Origin of the sequence: Mycobacterium sp. D16Q13 (assembly GCF_002013375.1) — a bacterium.
Lineage (GTDB): Bacteria > Actinomycetota > Actinomycetes > Mycobacteriales > Mycobacteriaceae > Mycobacterium.
In genome coordinates, this window is record NZ_MAEW01000008.1 from 131984 (window position 1) to 148759 (window position 16776).

Below are 16776 nucleotides of genomic sequence, written 5' to 3' on the forward strand. Positions count from 1 at the left end.
CATCAGATCTTGATCGGGTCGCCGTAGATCGCGAACTCGGTGTGGCCGGTCTCGGTTGATGCGCGCAACGACGCGAACGAACGGATCGTCACATCGCCACCGCAGGCGTCGGCCTTCACATGCACGTTATCCAAGTCCAGCGCGCCCGTACCACCATGGGAGAGAACCATATTGGCCATCGGAAGGTTGACGATGACGCCCGGCTGCACCACTGTCTGCACAAATCCGCTGACCCCCGCACTGCCGCCGACCCCTACCGAGGGTGTTGGTGCCACTCCAAGGCTTACCGAGGGCGCGATACCTGCCGACCCGCCCAGCTGCAATCCCGAGGACACATCAGACTGACAACCGAGCTGATAGCCGATGACGAAGAGGCTGTCGGTGATGGGGTTGGTGCCGCCGGTCGCGGTCGCGGTGCCCGAGAGAGTGATGAACGCCTCGCGCGAGTTGGTTGCGGACGCCAGATTGGGCACCGCGTTAACGCGTTCATTCTCGAGCCGAATCTGCAGCTGCCAGCCATCCCGAGTTGTCCGCGAATACGACTGCGGCGCCATTTCTCTCGGCTCTGCGGTAGCCGGGACGGCTACCAGGAGCCCAAGCATGGCAACGATCACACTTGTCGCTACGAGTCGGGCCATCACGCACATCACGATGCCCAAACCGAACACCGGAGTTAACCCAACGCGATCCAATCAGTCAGGTGCGGACAGAGACCGTCAACTTAGCGATATCCCTCGCAGTCGCGGCGCGGGTGCAGCTCGTGGCACAGCCGCCCCTCCTCCGGACGGGTCGGCACCACCTACCACCACAGTGGTTTCGATGACGGTACTGATCGCTATCTGAGGCGAAATCTCGATCGACGGCATATCTCGCCGAGAGTGAAACTGTGGCGGAGATTCTCGGAAAATCCCGCCATGGATTCACTCTCGGCGTTACGCGGCGGACGGCCGCCGCGCGTACGTCGTGGTGCGCTCCACCGCGGGCCGTCCGATGCCCTCGGCGATCTCCTCCAGTTCGGCAATGGTCTTGGCAGATCCGTGTTCGGAACCGGCCATCCGGGAAATGGTCTCCTCCATCAGCGTGCCGCCGAGATCATTGGCGCCGCCTTCGAGCATCGCCCGTGTCCCGTCGATACCGAGCTTCACCCAGCTGGTCTGGATGTTGTGGATACGCCCGTGCAGCATGATGCGCGCCAGCGCGTGCACCGCGCGGTTGTCCCGGTTGGTGGGCCCTGGGCGCGCGGCACCCGCCAGGTACAGCGGGGCACTTTGGTGCACAAACGGCAGCGGCACAAATTCGGTGAATCCGCCTGTGCGGTCCTGAATTCCGGCGAGGACCCGAAGATGTGCGATCCAATGCTTGGGGGTATCGACGTGCCCGTACATCATGGTGGAGCTGGAGCGCAGCCCCACCTCGTGTGCGGTGCTGATGACATCGATCCATTCGGACGCCGGCAGCTTGCCCTTGGTGAGCACCCACCGAATCTCGTCGTCGAGGATCTCGGCGGCGGTACCCGGGATGGTGTCCAGACCCGCGGCACGCAACTCGGTCAACCATTCGCGGACGCTCTGGCCGCCCTTGGAGGCGCCATTGACGATCTCCATCGGGCTGAAGGCGTGCACGTGCATGCTGGGCACCCGCTTCTTCACCGCGCGCACCAGATCCGCATACCCGGTTGCGGGCAGCTCCGGATCGATACCGCCCTGCATGCAGACCTCGGTGGCACCGGCGACATACGCCTCCCAGGCCCGGTCACCCACCTCCTCGGCCGACAGCGAGAAGGCATCGGCATCGCCCTTGCGCTGCGCGAAGGCGCAGAAACGGCAGCCTGTATAGCAGATGTTGGTGAAGTTGATGTTCCGATTCACCACATATGTGACGTCATCGCCAACCACGTCCGCACGGATCGAATCAGCCAGTGCGGCAAGGGCCTCCATCGCTGGACCCTCGGCGGTCGCCAGCGCCAAGTACTCGTCATCGCTGCATCCCGCCGGATCTCGCTCGGCGGAGCGCAGAGCCGCCAACACATCGGCGCCCACCTTCTCCGGAGCCCGCGCGTTCAGTTCACGAACATGTTCGCGGATGGACTCCCAGTCCCCGAAGGCGCTCGCCAGATCGCTACGGGTGTCGGTGTTGCGGCCCTCCGAGTCAATCGCCGCGTGCAGATCTACCCGGCCCGTCGACTCCCAGGTCTCATCGGGCTCCTGCCACGGCGATCCGGTCGGCGAAACATCCAGGGCAAAACCGGTTTCCGGGTCGGCAAGAGCCTCCACATGCCCGCGCACCCGTGGATCGATCCACGCCGACCCGGCCTGCACGTACTGCGGTTGCGCCGTAAGGCGCTGCACCAGGTCGTATCCGGCCTCGGCCGTCACCGACGCCAGATCGTCCAGATTGGGCCACGGCCGTTCGGGGTTCACATGATCTGGGGTCAGCGGCGACACCCCACCCCAGTCGTCCACACCGGCTCCGATCAGTGCCAAGCACTCACCGCGGGACACCAGGTTCGGCGGCGCCTGCACCCGCATTTTGGGGCCAAGTACCAGACGGGTTACCGCGATCGTCGCCAGGAAGTCGTCGATTTCAGCATCCGGCGCCGCCTTCATCGCGGTGTCTGATTTAGCACGGAAGTTCTGCACGATTACTTCCTGAACATGCCCGAATTCCTTGTGTACCTTGCGGATCGCGTGAATAGTCTCCGCGCGCTCGGTGAGATTCTCGCCAATCCCCACCAACAGACCCGTGGTGAACGGAATCGACAGCCGGCCCGCGTCAGTCAGGGTCCGCAGCCGCACAGTGGGGTCTTTGTCCGGGCTGCCGTAGTGCGCCTCACCGCGATCCTCGAACAGTCGCCGCGACGTGGTTTCCAGCATCATGCCCATCGACGGAGCCACCGGCTTGAGCCGCGCCAGCTCCGACCAGCTCATCACTCCCGGATTCAGATGCGGAAGCAGACCTGTCTCCTCCAAAACCCGGATCGCCATGGCCCGCACATAGTCCAGCGTGGTGTCGTAGCCGCGCTCATCGAGCCACTGCTTGGCCTCCGGCCAGCGGTCCTCGGGCCGGTCCCCCAGCGTGAACAGGGCCTCTTTGCAACCCAATTCGGCACCTCGGCGCGCGATGTCCAGGATCTCGTCGGGCTCCAGATACATGCCCTGCCCCTGCGCCCGCAGCTTCCCGGGCACCGTCACAAACGTGCAGTAATGGCACTTGTCGCGGCACAGATGGGTGACCGGGATGAATACCTTGCGCGAATAGGAGATCGGCAGACGCCCGGTCGCACCGAGGCGCCCGGCGGATTCCAGCCCGGCATCACGCACCCGCGCGGCACTGGCCATCAAATCGGCCAGATCGTCCCCCCGCGCGGTCAGCGCCAGCGAGGCCTCATCGACGTTCAGCGTCACCCCGTCGCGCGCACGACGCAACACCCGCCGCAGCGCCGGCGATGAGCCGCCCGCTCGACGGGCATCCGACACGGGCGAGGCCGCTTTCGGCGTGGGAAAGGCGGGATTCGGCAGCGGCGTTACGTCGTCGGGCACGTTTGTACAACCGTCGGTCACCCTCAGATCATCCGCCCGTTCCAAAAACCCGACCACTCGGGGGTTCATCAACGGGGTCACGCTGCGGAAACGCCCGGGATCGCTAGGCTGATCTTCGTGAGTCTTACGAGAACCCTCAAGCAGAAACTTCCGTTTCTGCGGTATTCGTTTCTGCGTGCGGTGTTCGGCGGCCTGAACGTCATGCGCACCGGTCAGATGGGCGATGGACGCGAAGAGGCCACCGCTGAGTACGTCATCGCGACCGCCCCGGCCGGGGATGTCGACGCCGCGATCGATGCCATCGACAATTTCGCGTACGACCAATCAATCCTGATGAATGTCGGGGACGAAAAGGGCCAGCTGCTCGACGCGGCGGTCAAACGCGCCAACCCCAAGATCGCCCTGGAACTCGGTGCGTATTGCGGGTACAGCGGCCTAAGGATCGCGCGTGCGGCTCCCGGCGCCAAGTTCTTCTCCATCGAGAAGTCGGGAGCCAACGCCTCGGTGGCGCGCCGGGTATGGGCGCATGCCGGGCTGTCGGACCGCACCACCTGCCTCACCGGCACGGCTGACGACGGCACCACCCTGGACACACTGGCCAAGGATTACGGATTCACCGACGGATGCCTGGACTTCGTGTTCATCGACCACTGGAAGGACGTGTACCTCGACGATCTGCAGCGGCTGCTGGAACGGGGCTGGCTGCATCCGGGCACGATTGTCGTCGCCGATAACGTCAGATTCCCCGGCTCGCCCAAGTACCGCGCGTACATGAAGGAGCAGCAGGGCAAGCTCTGGCAGACCGTCGAACACGAGACGCACGTCGAATACCAGACCTTGGTGAAGGACCTGGTTCTCGAATCGGAGTATTTGGGTTAGTCGTTCGCCCGGCGCAAGACATACGCCGCGGGCAGCACGCCGAGCACCATCAGGAGTACAGGCCAGAACCCGGCGAAGACCACGTCGCCGCCGGGCCCGCCGAACAAGAGCAGCGTCGTGGTCGCCACGAATGCCCACAACGGCGCGCCCGCCCATCGCGATGACGGCGCCCACTGCACAGCGCACCACACCAGCACCGCGTTGAGGACGGCGCTGATGATGAGCCCGAGTGGAACGAGAACCCCGCCGAAGCGTGTGTTGAGCAGGGCAGCGCCGAGGATGGCACTAATGACGCCGTCGACAATGAGCGCGGACAGCACGAACGCCCGCATGAAGATGTTCAGGCGTCTAGATGGGGACAGAGTCGAGCTGGGCCACGAGTGAGCCGACGACCCATTGGAAGTTGTCCAGCCGGTCCTGCCAGTGCTGCTGGTTCGGATCCTGGTCTTGATCGGGTGGCATGAATCGAGCTTACAACTCCACCCCAGCGAACAGATCGGATTCCCATCCGGTGTCGACGCCGGGCACACCGCGTACCAATACAAAATGCTCGGTGTCCGCGATGGGCAACGCGATCATGTTCGACAGCGCCAGCGAGGTCCCGTCCTCGGAGACCGTGAGCTGGGTGGCGTGCGCGCGCAGCGCCGCGGCCTTGGCATCGCGGTAGGCCGATACATCGATGGCGGCGCTGATCTGCTCATCGGCATAGGTGGGTATGAGATCGACGGGTGCCGGTTCACATCCCGGAGGCAGCTGCTTCATGGCGGCAAGCCCCGCCTCCAGCGCACTGGTCGCGATGACGGTCCAGTACAGCTTGGCCACCTTCCAGGAAGCCTTCTCCACGGCAGCGGTGGTCACCGTGTGTGCCTGGATGTGATCGGGGTGCCCGTATCCCCCGAAGGGGTCGTAGGTGACGACGACATGCGGGCGGTGTTCCTCGATCAATCCCGCCAGCACCGCGACCGCGTCGTCGACATCGGCGCCCGCGAACGCCCGAGGGTGCAGCGGGCCGGTGTCCGCCATGCCGGAATCACGCCAGTGCCCCGCACCGCCGAGGAAGGTGGGCCGATCGACGCCGAGGTGACTTAGCGCACTGGATAATTCGGCGATCCGGTATCCACCGAGCTGATCAGCGTGATCGACGGCGAGTTGTTCCCAGCGGTCGCCGATCACCTCGCCTTCCTCCCCGAGCGTGCAGGTGACAACCCGGACGTCGGCACCTTCGGCGGCATACCGCGCAATGGTTCCTCCGGTCGTGAGAGATTCATCGTCGGGGTGCGCGTGGACGAGCATGAGTCGTCGCGTCATGGGCGTGTCTTCTTCCACTCTCCTGCCGTGGCGACGATGCCCACCGGAACCGCGCCGGCCAGCTCGACGTTCCGCACGCTGGGTCCGGCGGCGGCGATGGTGGTGTCCTGCATGATCGGCAAAACCGTTGCCATCTTCCATAATTGGGGCTCGGCCTGATCGACGACCTTGCCCACATCGGCCTGCCCGGTCAGCGCGGCGTCGATGCTGGCCTGCAGTCCCTCGTCACACAACCCGGTGAGATTGCTTGGGGCACGAACAGATTCTTCCCTCGACGGCGGCGACGGCGTATTGCTCGCCGGCGGCGGCGGGGGTGTGGTCGTGCGGGTATCGGGCACCCTGACCGATTGCAATGCCGGGCAGCCATACCGGGAGGCCAGCACCGTGGCCAGGTCACCGCCGGACTGATGCCAGCCCACGATGGCGTCCACGCGACCGTCCGGAATCGCCTGGCCATACAACGCGGGCGGATCGAGGGCGGCGACCGTGGCCCGCACTCCCGCATTGCGCAGTTGGTCGGCGGCGGTGTTGGCCACGGCGACCGACGTCGGATCGTTGGAGGCAGCGCCGATGACCAGGCTCAGCGGCTCGCCCTCCCGGGTGATCTGCGGTGGACCCGCCGGGGCACCGGGCGGCGGCGGCACCTCGACGGCCTCATACCCGGCCTCCTTGAACAAGTCGAGGGCCGCGTCTCGGGTGAGGGCGGTGGGTGCGGTGGGCTTGTATCCGGGATCTGAGGGCGAACGCACCTGCGCCGCCGCCAGGGTGACGGCGTTGTCGTTGCCCGCGGCCACCGCCGCCAGCAGCCCGACATCGAGCAACCCGAGCAGCCCTCGGCGCACCGTGGAATCGGTGAGCGCGGGCTGCCCCGCGCGCAGCGTCAACTGCAAGGTGCGCGGTGCGACGATGCGCGCGGTGCGCACTCCGGGGATGTTGGACAGCTGGGCGAAGGTCACCGCGCTGCCGTGCACCTGGGCCACTTGGGTGTCCCCATTGCGAATGGAGTCCGCCAGCACCGTGGGGGCGCCCGCACGACGGAACAGGATCTCGTCGGGAACCGCGGGTGTCGCCCAGTACCGGTCGTTGCGAGCCAGCAGAATCTCGTCACGCTGGGGGTCAATCGCGTCGACCCGGAAACGTCCCCCGGAGGCGGGCATCGACTTGATCAGCCCCGAGGCGAACCCGCCCGGGATGTCCTTCACGATGTGCGCGGGCAGCAGGTCGGTGAACAGCTCGCGCCACGCCGGGTACTTGTGGTCGAACGTGACGACCACGCGCTTGCCGCCATCGCGAGACTGCACATCGGTGATGCTTCCGTAGCCCGCCGGGTCGACGGTCCCGGGCTGAATGAGCATCTGTTGCCACAGGTACGAGAAGTCATCGGCACCGATGGGTGCGTTATCGGTCCACTGCGCCTCGGGACGGATCGTGTAGGTGACGGTGAAGGGTGCCTGACTGGTCTCCTCAGCGGAGACCAGCAGGGTCGGGTCCAGCTCCCAGCGTGAGCCAGTGGTGGTCGCCGAGTCGGGTACCGGGCGGAACGCGCTGGGTAGTACCAGCGAGCTGATCGCGGAGTTCACCGGCGACTGATCAGAGAGCAAGTGCGGGTTGAACCCGGCACCGATCGAGTCGATACCGACCACGATCTGCTCTTTCTTGGGTGGTGGCGGCGTCGTCGAGCTGGTCGTCTCGCTGCCCTGTACGGCCGGGGGCGCGCTGACGGAGCACCCGGCCAGGAGCACCACACCAAGCACTGCGCACAGACGAAGGCGCGGGATCCCGGTAGGCATGAGGACCAACCTTATCGCTGGGGTGCTGAGAGGCGAACGTGAACGAGACGGCAACGGCATGGCGGCACGACCCGGCTACTCCTTCAGCAGCTTGTCGAGCTCCGCCTGGGACGTGGTGGTGATGACCCGCACCACCCGCTCGAAGGCGGAGCTATCGGACGCCACAATCGACACATGATTCTGCTCGGGAAGCAGCTCGACGGCGGCCCGGCCACCCCGGCGCTTCACCGCCGCGACATAGCGCTGCGAATTGACAGGTTCAACCACGTGGTCTCTGGTGCCGTGCAGGGCTATGACAGGCGTATCGATATCGATGTTCTGGATGGGGTCGACGGATAGGTAACGCTCCGGCACGGCATCGGGTGTGCCCCCGAGCACGGTGACGATGCGATCGTCACCGTGCTCCGCGGCATAGACCATATCGAGCGGCCCTGCCAGCGACACCGCCCGCGTGGGCCGGAATCGTGGGCGAGAGCCCACCTCGTCATCCCGGAGATTGTGTCGAGTGGCACCCCATACCGCGAGCTGCGCGCCGGCACTGTGCCCCACCACAAGTTCATCGTCGGTGGTGAGCTGCGGGTGTTTTTTGTCCACCTCGATGACATAGTCAAGCGCGCGCGCCACATCGTGGAACGTGGTCGGCCAGCCGCCACCGGATCCCACCCGCCGGTATTCCATGTTGTAGACGGCCATTCCCCGGGCCGCCAGCTCTCTGGCCAATGGCTCGAAGACCATAGCCCCCAGATGGTTTTGCCATGCTCCGCCATGAATCAGCACCACCAGTGGAATCGTGTCCGGATCCTGACGGCCGGCGGGTAGATACAAGTCTGCCCAGTTTTGAGTCGGATCGGAATGGCCGTCCGTCAGATAATGGAACCGCTCGACGGTGATGTGGGATAGCACGGGCGCATAACGCGCTACTGAGCGTTCGGCAGGACCAGACATCTCTCCCGCGCACCCTGCGACCATCCAGAGACACGCGGTGAACAACGCATGCATCCACAGGGGAACCAGTCGGGGTGTCGCTGGGTAATCCGTCAAAGCCGTCACCACCGCCACGATGGGGGTTGACACACATCATCCCCTCGCACGGCACGCACTCTACTTCTACCGCAACATGTTTGGTAATGGTGTCGAGCAGATTCTGGCTCTCGCAATGCGAGGCCAGAATCTACCCGACCCCCGCGACCACGTCCCCCGTGACCACGTGCGGCCACTGTAGATCGCGCCCGAAAGTCGCGCCTTCGAAATCCGCTGCGTCTTGCGGAAAACACAGTCACAGTCCGCTGCGGTAGACGGTTGGCGTCACCCCCACTCGAGCTTTGAATGTGGTGGCAAAATGGCTGGGGCTCGAAAAACCGACGGCAATACTGATATCAGTGACAGGCAGGGAAGTACCGGCGAGGAGCTTCTTCGCGCGGTCCATACGACGGTTCAACACAAACTGATAGGGCGTCTGCCGAAATGCATCCACGAAAGCCTTGCGGAACTCACTGACCGACATCTCGGAGTGCCGCGCCAGCGCCGCCAGGCTGATATCCGCATCCAAGCTGTCTTCGACGTACTCCATCAACCGCGCCTGCGCGGCCGGCTCCAATGCTCTGCCACCTACCGCGTCTCGGCGGATCGCCGCGTAGTGGTCGCTCAGGTGCAGCCACATCACGTCGACCAATGACTCACGCAGTAGCCGCGCGATCACATCGTCACGGTCTGCGATGCTGCGCATCCTCGCCGCCAATTGCAGCATCAGCGCGTCGGGATGCGCGACCTTCGCCTCCAGCTCTCGCTGATCGAGCAAAGTAGTCGGCACCTCAAGCTGACAGAACGCGGCATGTTTCCCCTGTGCGGTAATGGCGACGCGCCGTCCAGCCGGAACCACAAGCACGTCACCGGCCTTCGGCAGATAGCGACGAGAGAGTCCGCGATCGAACTCCAGTTCCTTGGTCCGGATAGATCCGCCCTGGTAAACCGCGACAATGTGGTGCGGCCCGCGGAAGTACCACTCCGTGGGCTCCGCTATCGACTCACTGACGAACGTGACCTGCAGATTACTCACCGGCGTGTTTCCCCCAGAACATGATCGGCAACCTTAGCGAGCAAATGGTTCATCTCCGATGTCGGCTACGGCGTCACGATCGCGAAGTTGGGATCCGGCTGATCGAGGACCCCGACCAACCGCGCGAATCCGGTCAAGTCGCCCTCCACAGTGATCTCGCCCGAGGCAACAAGCTGCGCGGGGTCCTTGCCGTCCAGCAGAACCTTGATGAGGGTCGGCCGAGTGAGGGTGAAGGTCACATCGGGCGGGCTGATCCCCGCGGGCCGGTCATAGTGCACCAGCACACCGTTACGCAGTTCCACGCGGTGCACGCGATCCTCGTCAGTGAATGCCCAATCGCTCACGAAGCGCTCGTTCCACGCCTTGGGTCCGTTGATCCGCAGCGAGAGCGCATCGAACACCTGATCCACCGTCAGCGCCGCCACCATAGTGGGCGAGCCGACGGCCATCGGGGTCCCGACGCTGCCATGAGTTAGTTCGTATGCACCCATCAAATAGAAGTTGCGCCAGGTGGCGTTCTCCGCTCCGTACCCAAGTTGTTCGAAACAGCTGGCCTGCAACGCCTTCGCGGCGTCGTTGGCCGGATCGGCGAAGATCACATAGTTGACCACTTGTGCCACCCACCGATAGTCCCCTTGCTCAAAGGCGATGCGCGCCTTGCGTAGTACCTCCTCAGCACCACCCATGAACTCCACGTGCCGCTGGGCGTTCGCGACGGGTGGATGTTCCCAGAGGTGCGCCGGATTGCCGTCAAACCAGCCCATGTAACGCTGGTAGATCGCCTTGACGTTGTGACTCACCGAACCGTAGTAACCGCGCGCATGCCAGGCCCCGGCGATCGCCGGGGGCAGCTGCAGCGTCTCGGCGATCTCGGAGCCCACCAGGCCCTGGTTGAGCTGGCGCAGCGTCTGATCATGCAGGTAGGCATATACATCACGCTGCAGGGCAAGGTATTCCACCAAACGCTCGGTCCCCCAGGTGGGCCAGTGGTGCGAGGCGAACACGACATCGGAACCCCGGGCGTACAGGTTGATGGCCTCGGTGATGTACCGCGCCCAGACGTGCGGGTCGCGGACCAGCGCGCCGCGCAATGTCAGCAGATTGTGCAGGGTATGGGTGGCGTTCTCGGCCATGCAGAGCGCGCGGCGCTCGGGGAAGTAAAAGTTCATCTCCGCGGGCGCCTCGGTACCCGGAGTCAGCTGGAAGACCATGCGCACCCCGTCGACGGTCTCTTCCTGCCCGGTATGGGTGATGTCGAGTGTCGGCGGGATCAGCGTGACGGTGCCGATGGAATTGGTTTGGCCAAGACCAGATCCCACCTGCCCGAGCGGCCCCCTCGGCAGCACGGCGCCGTACATGTACACGGCACGGCGCGTCATCGCGGTTCCCGCGTAAACGTTCTCCGCCACAGCGTGTTCCAGAAATCCTGCCGGTGCCAGGACTGGACAATGCCCCGCCGTGACGTCCTCCTCGCTCACCACCCCTAGCGCGCCCCCGAAATGGTCGGCGTGGGAATGGGTGTAGATCAGCCCGGTCACCGGGCGGTCGCCGCGATGACTCCGGTAGAGCGCCAACGCGGCCGCCGCGGTCTCGGCGGATACCAGCGGGTCGATCACGATGACTCCGCGTTCACCCTCGACGAGCGTCATATTGGAGATGTCGAGGCCCCGAACCTGGTAGATGCCCTCGGTGACGTGGTACAGCCCCTGCCTGATGTTCAGCCCGCACTGCCGCCACAGACTCGGGTGCACCGAGGCCGGGCAGGATCCGCGCAGGAACGCATAGGAGTCGTTGTCCCACACAACCTTCCCTGAGGCGTCTGTCACCACACCGGGCTCTAGCGCGGCGATAAAGCCCCGGTCAGCGTCGTCCTGATCCGCCGTGTCGGCGAACGGGAGTTCCGGCACGGCCGCCGCGTTCTGTTCGATGATGCGCACTGCGGGCTGAGTTTGCTCCATATCGCGATAGTACCCACGGGCCCGGTCACGCGAACGCGAAAGCCGTTATCCCTCAAACGAGTTCATCCGAGGCAACCGCTGTTACCAAAATCAGTCCAGATCCACCCGGATGCTCAGCAGTTCGGTGCCCACCGCACGGACCACCGCACTGTTGGCCGTCGGCAGCTGCTGCAACCTGGCCCGGGCGTCGTCATCGGGCAGCAGGTGTGCGGTGCCGGTGCGCCACTGGTCGCGAATGCGCAGCCGTACCGCGGGGTTTGCTTTGATGTTGCGCACGTAGTCGGAGTGCTCGCCGTGCTCGGACACCAGCCAGAACTGGTTACCGACGAGGCGTCCGCCTATCGCGGTGCGCCGTGGCTGTCCCGACGTGCGACCCGTGGTTTCCAGCTGCACGACCGGCAGCCGTCGCCCCACCGGGTTGACGAGGTACCGCTGCACGTTGTGCACCACCAGCCGCTTGATGGAGTTGAAATCAGCCACGCCACGCAGTGTGCTCCGATTTCGCCCGTAACGCGAGGCGAGTCGTCGACATCCGCCACCTTCACCCGGGCAGGGATCAAACCGGGTTGAGGCAAGCCTTGAGCAGGCAGAACTCGTTACCTTCAGGGTCGGCCAAGACATGCCATCGGCCACACCTAGCTGTTGTTGGCAGCTGCCTTCGCGCGTGAGCGATTGCGCGCACGAGTGTTGGCATCCAGGTCGACCTTGCGCACGCGGACGATTTCCGGTGTCACCTCGACACATTCGTCAGCCGCGCAGAACTCCATGGCCTGCTCGAGGTCGAGCTCGATCGGCCGTGCCAGCGTCTCCATGACGTCGGCGGTCGACGAGCGCATGTTGGTCAGCTTCTTCTCGCGGGTGACGTTGACATCGAGGTCCTCGGCACGCGGGTTGATCCCGACGACCTGGCCCTCATAGGTGTCCTCACCTGGCTCTACGAAGAACTGGCCGCGGTCGGCGAGCTGGATCATGGCGAACGGGGTGATGCTGCCGGTCCGGTCGGACACGAGCGATCCGGTGTGCCGCGCGCGGATCTCGCCCGCCCAGGGGCGGTAACCCTCGAAGACCGCGTTCGCGATGCCGGTGCCGCGGGTCAGCGTCAGGAAGTCGGTACGGAATCCGATGAGGCCACGCGAGGGCACGATGAAGTCCATACGGACCCATCCCGCGGCGTGGTTGGCCATCTCTTCCATGCGGCCCTTGCGGGCGGCCATCAGCTGGGTGATGGCTCCGACGAACTCCTCGGGACAGTCGATGGTCATGGCCTCGAACGGTTCATGCAGCTTGCCGTCGATCTGCCGGGTGACCACCTGCGGCTTTCCGACCGTCAGTTCGAAGCCCTCACGGCGCATCTGCTCGACGAGGATGGCCAGCGCCAGCTCACCACGGCCCTGCACCTCCCAGGCGTCGGGACGGCCGATATCGACGACCTTGATCGACACGTTGCCGACAAGCTCCGAGTCCAGCCGCGACTTGACCATGCGTGCGGTCAGCTTGTGCCCCGACACCTTGCCGGCCAGCGGCGAGCTGTTGGTGCCGATGGTCACCGAGATGGCGGGCTCATCGACGGTGATGCGCGGCAGCGCGTGCGCGTGATCGGGGTCGGCGAGCGTGTCGCCGATCATGATCTCGGACATCCCGGCGACGGCGACGATGTCCCCGGCGACTGCCTCCTCGGTGGGGCTGCGATCGACACCCTCGGTGGCGAGCAGCTCGGTGATCTTCGAGCTGGTGATGACAGGGTGGCCATCGACTTCGCGCATCCACGCGATCTGCTGTCCCTTGCGAATCCGCCCGTTGTAGATGCGGATCAGCGCGAGCCGGCCCAGGAACGCAGAGGCGTCGAGGTTGGTGACCAATGCCTGCAGGGGGGCCTCGGCGTCGCCCTTGGGCGGCGGGATGTGCTCAAGCAGGACGTCGAAGAGCGGGTCGAGGTTGTCGCCCTCGGGAATCTCGCCATTGGCGGGCTCGACAGTGCTGGCCACACCGGCACGGCCCGAGGCGTACAGCGTCGGCAGCCCGAGCGCGTCCTCGGCGGCCTTCTGTGCCTCCTCGTCCAGGTCTGAGGCGACGTCGAGCAGCAAGTCGTGGCTGTCGGAGACCACCTCGGCGATGCGGGCATCGGGCCGGTCGGTCTTGTTGACCACCAGGATCACCGGCAGGTGAGCGCCGAGAGCCTTGCGCAGCACGAAACGGGTCTGCGGCAGGGGCCCCTCGGAGGCGTCGACCAGCAGCAGCACTCCGTCGACCATCGACAGTCCGCGCTCGACCTCGCCACCGAAGTCCGCGTGGCCGGGGGTGTCGATGACGTTGATGACCGTCATCGAGCCATCCGCGTGGTGCCGGTGCACCGCGGTGTTCTTGGCCAGGATGGTGATGCCCTTTTCCTTCTCCAGATCACCGGAGTCCATCAGGCGCTCGACGGCGTCATCACCTCGGTGCGTGAGCGCACCCGATTGCTTGAGCATCGCGTCGACCAGGGTTGTCTTGCCGTGGTCGACGTGCGCAACAATGGCTACGTTCCGGAAACTGTGGGTCACGTCTGCCAATTCTGGCAGTGAAACCCCCAGTTCACGAAACTGGCGTTATCCCGTGTGACGCCCGACATAGCCCAAACACAGCCCCAGAGACATTTAAGACCCAGAAGTAGGACCCCAGTGAAGGCCAGCAAGGTCGCCCGGCTCAAGCCCAAGAAGAAGTGCTGTAAGAGCAAACCACGCTGCATGAAGTGCCCTCTTGTCGTGCACAAGATGCAGAAGGCCGAGCAGCATGGACTCTCCGAGAAGGAGCTGAAAAAGCTGCTACACCGGGCGCGCGCCCACTAGCGCCGCCCGCAACGCGGGGATCCATCCCCCGTCCGCGGGAACCCACTCCACCGTGTCGAGTTCATCAGCAGTGACCCAGCGCAACGCCAGATGCTCGTGCGGATGAGGGATGCCCGGGCGATGCGGGTCCAGCCGTGCGCGGTAGGCGCGCAGCACCAGATTCCCGACGACGACGTCCTCACCGATGCGGGCATCAACCTCGACATCGATCCCGAGTTCCTCGCGTAACTCCCGTACAAGCGCCTGCGGCTCCGATTCGCCCTCGGCGACCTTGCCACCCGGAAGCTCCCACTGTCCGGCGAGCTCGGCGGGCTTAGCGCGCTGCGCGATGAGCAGCTTGCCCCCGTCGATCACCGCGCCCGCCACCACTATCGCCATGGTGTTCGACGCTATACGTTGAGTTGATGGCCCTGCTCACCGACGACCAGATCAGCGCGGCGCTCTCCGGGCTTCCCGGGTGGACACGCGAGGGTGACTCCCTGCGCCGCGCCGTCAAATTCGAGGCCTTCTTGGACGGAATAGACGCAGTGCGTCGCATCGCCGAGCACGCGGAATCCGTCGACCATCATCCCGATATCGATATCCGCTGGTGCACAGTGACATTCGTGCTATCCACCCACTCCGAGGGCGGCATCACCGACAAGGATGTCGCACTGGCCCAGGCGATCGATTCACAGGCCGGAAGCTAGCCTTCAGGCGTTACAAGATCGCGGTGACATTCCCGTGCCGCATCACCCGGTCCTCACAGTGCCAGGCAACAGCGCGCGATAGCACCAGCCGTTCCACATCGGATCCCAGCCGCACTAGGTCCTCGACGGTGTGGGTGTGATCGACGCGGATCACGTCCTGCTCGATGATCGGCCCCTCGTCGAGCTCCCGGGTCACGTAATGCGCTGTGGCACCGATCATTTTGACGCCGCGTTCCCGTGCACGGCGATACGGCATCGCGCCGGTGAATGCGGGAAGGAACGAATGGTGGATGTTGATCAGCGGGCAGTCGATCTGGTCGAGAAACTCCGGCGACAGGATCTGCATGTATCGGGCCAGGACCACCAGGTCGACGTTTCCCTGCAGCAGGTCCAGCTGCTTACGTTCGGCCTCGGCACGATTCTCACGGGTGGCGGGGATGTGCACAAAGGGCAAACCGAACGAGCGCACCTGCTCGGCGAGGTCGGGGTGGTTCGAGATCACCATCACGATCAACATGTCGAGCTCGCCGCGGCGATTGCGCCACAGCAGATCCAGCAGACAGTGATCGGTGCGCGACACCATAATCGCGACTCGCTTGGGCTTAGCGGCCTCGCTGAATCGGTACTGGATATCGAACTTCTCGGCGATAGAGGCGAACTCTTTCTCCATATCCTCACGCGCGGCGGTGAGTCCGGAGCGGTGGAACACGGTGCGCTGCATAAACCAGCCGCCCTGCGGTTCCGTCGAGTACTGCGCCAGCGAAATGATGCTCGCGCCGGCGTCCGCCAGAAAGGCGCTGACGGCGGCGACCACGCCGATCCGGTCCGGGCATTGCAGCAGCAACCTCCCGATGTCCTTGGAGTGGAAGGCATCTGAGGAGCCGGTGGGGTGCATACCTTGCGGAAACATGCCCTACCTCGCCTTCAGCCCGTGCATGCGCGCCAGGAACTTGAGGAACAGCCCGGCAGGCAGCAGGCGCTGCGCGCCCATGATGAGTGGAGCGTTACTGCCCTTGGCATACAAGGGCTTCGGGTTCGGATTCAGTGCCACGTCAACAACGAGTCGAGCCAAATCGTCGGAAGCCATACCGTGCTGCTCTCTGGCGGCCATCGCCGCGTCGACAGTCTGGAACGCGTCGCGGTAGGCGGATCCCTCGGACACGATGCGGTTGCGCCGTGTTTCGATTCCGGTCGCGATGACGCCGGGTTCCACGGTGCTCACGGTGATCCCGAACGGCGCCACCTCGTAACGCAGGCAGTCGGCAACGGTGTGCAGCGCCGACTTCGCCGAGCTATAGGTCGATCGGAACGGGACATGCAGGGTGCCCGCCATCGATCCCACCATCACGATGGCGCCGCGGCGCCGCTCCCTCATTCCCGGCAGCACTGCCTTGGTCAGGGCAACGGGTCCAAAAACATTGGTGTTGTAGAGCTTCTCGAAATCATCGATGGAGATATCTTCCAGCGCACCAATCTGACTCTCTCCGGCGTTGTTGACCAGAATGTCCACCTCGCCCGCCTGCGCGACACATTCGTCGATACTGGCCTTGTCGGTCTGATCGAGTCGCAGATACTGCACCCCGGCGATACGGTCGGCGACAGTGTCGGGATGACGACTGGTGCCGAACACGCGATGCCCGCGCTCGACGAAGATCCGGGCCGCGCTTGCGCCGATCCCGCTGGAAGCACCGGTGACCAGGACGGTCCAATGTTCAGACATGGCGCCACGCTA

General features: G+C 64.7%; 16 protein-coding genes. 3 read left to right on the forward strand and 13 right to left on the reverse strand.

Going from position 1 to position 16776, the window contains the following annotated elements; genetic code table 11:
* Positions 1-2: 2 nt before the first annotated feature.
* Both B4400_RS09335 and B4400_RS09340 read right to left on the reverse strand, forming a co-directional pair.
* The gene (locus B4400_RS09335; RefSeq protein ID WP_078309914.1) at positions 3-641 is read right to left on the reverse strand and encodes an MspA family porin; all 639 of its coding nucleotides are present in this window, start codon (positions 639-641) and stop codon (positions 3-5) included.
* A 291-nt stretch (positions 642-932) separates the two neighbouring features.
* A complete protein-coding gene (locus B4400_RS09340) occupies positions 933-3539 on the reverse strand; it encodes a bifunctional FO biosynthesis protein CofGH (protein ID WP_170914960.1) in 2607 nt (868 codons plus the stop codon).
* Between the two features lie 117 nt (positions 3540-3656).
* Between B4400_RS09340 and B4400_RS09345 the strand changes: the two genes are divergently transcribed.
* Positions 3657-4418, forward strand: a complete 762-nt coding sequence (locus tag B4400_RS09345) for an O-methyltransferase (protein ID WP_078309672.1) — start codon at positions 3657-3659, stop codon at positions 4416-4418.
* Here B4400_RS09345 and B4400_RS09350 read toward each other — a convergent pair.
* From B4400_RS09350 to typA, 8 genes are all read right to left on the reverse strand, one after another.
* The gene (locus B4400_RS09350; RefSeq protein ID WP_078309673.1) at positions 4415-4750 is read right to left on the reverse strand and encodes a hypothetical protein; all 336 of its coding nucleotides are present in this window, start codon (positions 4748-4750) and stop codon (positions 4415-4417) included. The two genes, B4400_RS09345 and B4400_RS09350, sit on opposite strands and share 4 nt — an antisense overlap.
* A 139-nt stretch (positions 4751-4889) precedes the next feature.
* Positions 4890-5711: an N-acetyl-1-D-myo-inositol-2-amino-2-deoxy-alpha-D-glucopyranoside deacetylase gene (gene mshB, locus B4400_RS09355; protein ID WP_078309675.1), complete on the reverse strand. Its 822-nt coding sequence runs from the start codon at positions 5709-5711 to the stop codon at positions 4890-4892.
* A gap of 11 nt (positions 5712-5722) precedes the next feature.
* Entirely contained in the window at positions 5723-7516 is a 1794-nt protein-coding gene (locus B4400_RS09360) for an ABC transporter family substrate-binding protein (RefSeq protein WP_078309677.1), read from the reverse strand.
* Between the two features lie 75 nt (positions 7517-7591).
* Positions 7592-8515, reverse strand: coding sequence for an alpha/beta fold hydrolase (locus B4400_RS09365; protein WP_078309679.1), 924 nt, complete (start codon positions 8513-8515; stop codon positions 7592-7594).
* Positions 8516-8792: 277 nt separating this feature from the next.
* On the reverse strand, positions 8793-9572 hold the full coding sequence (locus B4400_RS09370; RefSeq protein WP_078309681.1) for an AraC family transcriptional regulator: 780 nt from the start codon (positions 9570-9572) through the stop codon (positions 8793-8795).
* Positions 9573-9637: 65 nt separating this feature from the next.
* Positions 9638-11530, reverse strand: coding sequence for an alkyl/aryl-sulfatase (locus B4400_RS09375; protein ID WP_078309683.1), 1893 nt, complete (start codon positions 11528-11530; stop codon positions 9638-9640).
* Between the two features lie 90 nt (positions 11531-11620).
* Positions 11621-12010 (reverse strand): nitroreductase/quinone reductase family protein, encoded by a 390-nt coding sequence (locus B4400_RS09380; protein ID WP_286141872.1) that lies wholly within the window; start codon positions 12008-12010, stop codon positions 11621-11623.
* A 155-nt stretch (positions 12011-12165) separates the two neighbouring features.
* Positions 12166-14070 carry a translational GTPase TypA gene (gene typA / locus B4400_RS09385; RefSeq protein ID WP_078309685.1) on the reverse strand — a complete coding sequence of 635 codons (1905 nt, stop codon included), beginning with the start codon at positions 14068-14070 and terminating at the stop codon, positions 12166-12168.
* A 117-nt stretch (positions 14071-14187) separates the two neighbouring features.
* Between typA and B4400_RS24360 the strand changes: the two genes are divergently transcribed.
* Positions 14188-14355, forward strand: coding sequence for a hypothetical protein (locus tag B4400_RS24360; protein WP_099051564.1), 168 nt, complete (start codon positions 14188-14190; stop codon positions 14353-14355).
* On the opposite strand, the gene B4400_RS09390 is transcribed toward B4400_RS24360, so the two are convergent.
* A complete protein-coding gene (locus tag B4400_RS09390; protein ID WP_078309687.1) occupies positions 14332-14733 on the reverse strand; it encodes a (deoxy)nucleoside triphosphate pyrophosphohydrolase in 402 nt (133 codons plus the stop codon). The two genes, B4400_RS24360 and B4400_RS09390, sit on opposite strands and share 24 nt — an antisense overlap.
* Positions 14734-14759: 26 nt before the next feature.
* On the opposite strand from B4400_RS09390, the gene B4400_RS09395 reads away from it, so the two are divergent.
* Positions 14760-15044 (forward strand): 4a-hydroxytetrahydrobiopterin dehydratase, encoded by a 285-nt coding sequence (locus B4400_RS09395; RefSeq protein WP_078309689.1) that lies wholly within the window; start codon positions 14760-14762, stop codon positions 15042-15044.
* Positions 15045-15054: 10 nt separating this feature from the next.
* Here B4400_RS09395 and purU read toward each other — a convergent pair whose 3' ends face one another.
* Positions 15055-15954, reverse strand: coding sequence for a formyltetrahydrofolate deformylase (purU, locus tag B4400_RS09400; protein WP_078309691.1), 900 nt, complete (start codon positions 15952-15954; stop codon positions 15055-15057).
* 3 nt (positions 15955-15957) lie between these two features.
* Positions 15958-16764: an SDR family oxidoreductase gene (locus B4400_RS09405; protein WP_078309693.1), complete on the reverse strand. Its 807-nt coding sequence runs from the start codon at positions 16762-16764 to the stop codon at positions 15958-15960.
* Between the last annotated feature and the right edge of the window lie 12 nt (positions 16765-16776).

Bases quoted from the DNA above. Each gene is read 5' to 3' on its own strand.
- purU (WP_078309691.1), bottom strand. From the start codon at position 15,954: ATGTTTCCGCAAGGTATGCACCCCACCGGCTCCTCAGATGCCTTCCAC.
- B4400_RS09395 (WP_078309689.1), top strand. From the start codon at position 14,760: ATGGCCCTGCTCACCGACGACCAGATCAGCGCGGCGCTCTCCGGGCTT.
- B4400_RS09375 (WP_078309683.1), bottom strand. From the start codon at position 11,530: ATGGAGCAAACTCAGCCCGCAGTGCGCATCATCGAACAGAACGCGGCG.
- B4400_RS09350 (WP_078309673.1), bottom strand. From the start codon at position 4,750: ATGCGGGCGTTCGTGCTGTCCGCGCTCATTGTCGACGGCGTCATTAGT.
- B4400_RS09405 (WP_078309693.1), bottom strand. From the start codon at position 16,764: ATGTCTGAACATTGGACCGTCCTGGTCACCGGTGCTTCCAGCGGGATC.
- mshB (WP_078309675.1), bottom strand. From the start codon at position 5,711: ATGCTCGTCCACGCGCACCCCGACGATGAATCTCTCACGACCGGAGGA.
- B4400_RS09390 (WP_078309687.1), bottom strand. From the start codon at position 14,733: ATGGCGATAGTGGTGGCGGGCGCGGTGATCGACGGGGGCAAGCTGCTC.
- B4400_RS09365 (WP_078309679.1), bottom strand. From the start codon at position 8,515: ATGCATGCGTTGTTCACCGCGTGTCTCTGGATGGTCGCAGGGTGCGCG.
- B4400_RS09360 (WP_078309677.1), bottom strand. From the start codon at position 7,516: ATGCCTACCGGGATCCCGCGCCTTCGTCTGTGCGCAGTGCTTGGTGTG.